At 37.1% G+C, this 2113-nt stretch carries 1 protein-coding gene and 1 pseudogene; both read right to left on the bottom strand.

The window, feature by feature from the left end; genetic code table 11:
* Nucleotides 1–383: 383 nt before the first annotated feature.
* Nucleotides 384–1172 (bottom strand): hypothetical protein, encoded by a 789-nt coding sequence (locus JMY02_RS13485; protein ID WP_201599169.1) that lies wholly within the window; start codon nt 1170–1172, stop codon nt 384–386.
* A 520-nt stretch (nt 1173–1692) separates the two neighbouring features.
* Nucleotides 1693–2113 (bottom strand): annotated as a pseudogene (locus tag JMY02_RS13480) (hypothetical protein); the annotation flags it as partial.

Raw genomic sequence — 2113 nt, 5'->3', positions numbered from 1 at the left:
TAAGTTTTTCTCTATCGTTATTGACCTGAACTATGATCGTAAGTCGCTATAATAGACTTTGCTATACCCTTGACAAACATAAACCTGAACTGTGCTAAGTTATGGTTCAGATTTATTAGGTTTGGACTTTACCTTTTTAAATACTTGCATCAAAACCCATGCCACTGATGTGCCTGTTATAACAAACCAATTCCATCCTCCTCTCATTTTTAAGGGAAGGATTAAGCAAAATAAAAAGGTTGTTCCAGTAGTAATGTAATAATACTTTAGATCTAGATTAATTTTTTCTTGATATTTATCATATATGTATAAAGTAGTTAGGGCTGAAAATATAGCTATAGTAAAGTAATATATCAATATAAAGTAGTCATCTAAATACATCGTCAATTCCCTAAATTTGTACAAGCTGACTGTATGCTATCTGATGATATTGCAGATGTGTATATCCAACCTACTATCGAAAGGACTATAGCACGACCTACTGTACTACCAAATATCGAGCCTACAGTTAAGGCTATGGTATTGACCAACCAGTTAAAATTGACTAGTTTTTGTGGACAACCTGCTTCTAGAAGAGCTAAGTTGTTCGACATAGTTATCATCAAAGCAGAGAATACAGTTAATGATATTAACAAAACACCAAGTGTGAAAGGTACAGTAACTATTGCAGCTGCAATTGATAAAATACCTAGTGCTAGAGTAATGACATTTTGGTTGTCGCCAAAAAATTCAATAACACCCCCATCAAGCCCACCACCGATCATATAAGCGCCAGCGCCTGAATTAGGATCTAAAATAGTATAGCCCGTACCTGACCAGCCATTGAGTGTGATCTGCGTATCATGCACTGTGACGGTTTTACCTGCATTAACCCCATTGCGGATATCGGTCATCACCACATCGCTATGGTTCAGCTTTGGTAGTACTTCAGCATAATTGGCTGTGGTAATCGTATAGATAGTCTGTCCTTGCTGCGCGGCGAGACTGAGTGCTTTTGTCGCACTGATACCGTCTGCTTCTTTAGCTTCTGTTTTTGGATCATCAAACAGCTGCTCAGGGACAAGGTTTTCATTTAAGCTATAGCTCGGCCCTCTTGAGAGGTTATAAGCGGTGAGCTTCTCTCTGTCATTATTAACCTCAACCTTGGTATGCAGGATTCTATCAATATCCATTACCACCCCGCCCATTTTTACCGCAAGTGGTAAACCATAACGATACTCAGGGGTTAGGTTGGTGGAAAACGTTCCATAGGTTAAGAAGGGATACTGAACGATACCTGCTTGTTTTTAAGCGATGATGTCTTGACTGTCGTTAATTGCGTAGTAGCTTTGAACGCCAGCTTGTAGAATTGCTCCTGTTAGACTATGCAATGGTATTTATTTTACTTTAGTCTCTAAGTCTACTATTTAGACCTTATAACTTCCTTTTTTAAGGGTAGACTTATATAAAGCAATAAATAAACTATTATAGTAATAGGAACAAATACAAGAATAGTGTTTAGTATACTCACTCCTAGCGCACCCAAAACTATTCCTGTGGTAAAACCTTTAAACATCCATATCTGATACTTGAAGGGATCAATAAGTTCATATCCACACTTTTTACAAGGAAGTAATGATTGAGAACCAAGATTCTTAATATTAAATACTATTAAGAATTTACTAGGCAATGGAGTTAAACATTGAGGGCATTTTAGCATGCTATACTCTTTAGTCTATTAGTCATCATATTTGTAAGGACACTACCCATTGTAGCAATCATAATGGCAGCGAAAGCTCCACCTGTGACAATTGCAAGTAAAGCAAATATCGCTATGATAGATAATAGCGGGATTAGTATGATAATTCCATCTTTAAAGCTGCAATCCGAGAAAACGCTATATACTGTGGTGATAACTGTAAAGAGCAAGCCTATTGCTCCTGTATAAAATTGATATTTTAATGGAAATTTTGTATGGATATTTATGGTAGCATCACTAAGAGATGTCAGTCCCAGTAGTAAAAATCCGAAAAAATCAGTTATACCAAATACATAATCAGTAAAACCTCCATCAAGCCCGCCACCAATCATATACGCCCCAGCACCTGACTCTGGATCTAAGATGGTATAGCCT

The sequence above is a fragment of the Psychrobacter vallis genome, from assembly GCF_904846715.1.
In the GTDB taxonomy this organism is placed as follows: domain Bacteria; phylum Pseudomonadota; class Gammaproteobacteria; order Pseudomonadales; family Moraxellaceae; genus Psychrobacter; species Psychrobacter vallis.
This window is presented reverse-complemented; position numbering and strand designations above follow the sequence as displayed.

Coding starts and splice junctions, on each gene's coding strand:
- JMY02_RS13485 (WP_201599169.1), bottom strand. CDS start 1,172: ATGGATATTGATAGAATCCTGCATACCAAGGTTGAGGTTAATAATGAC.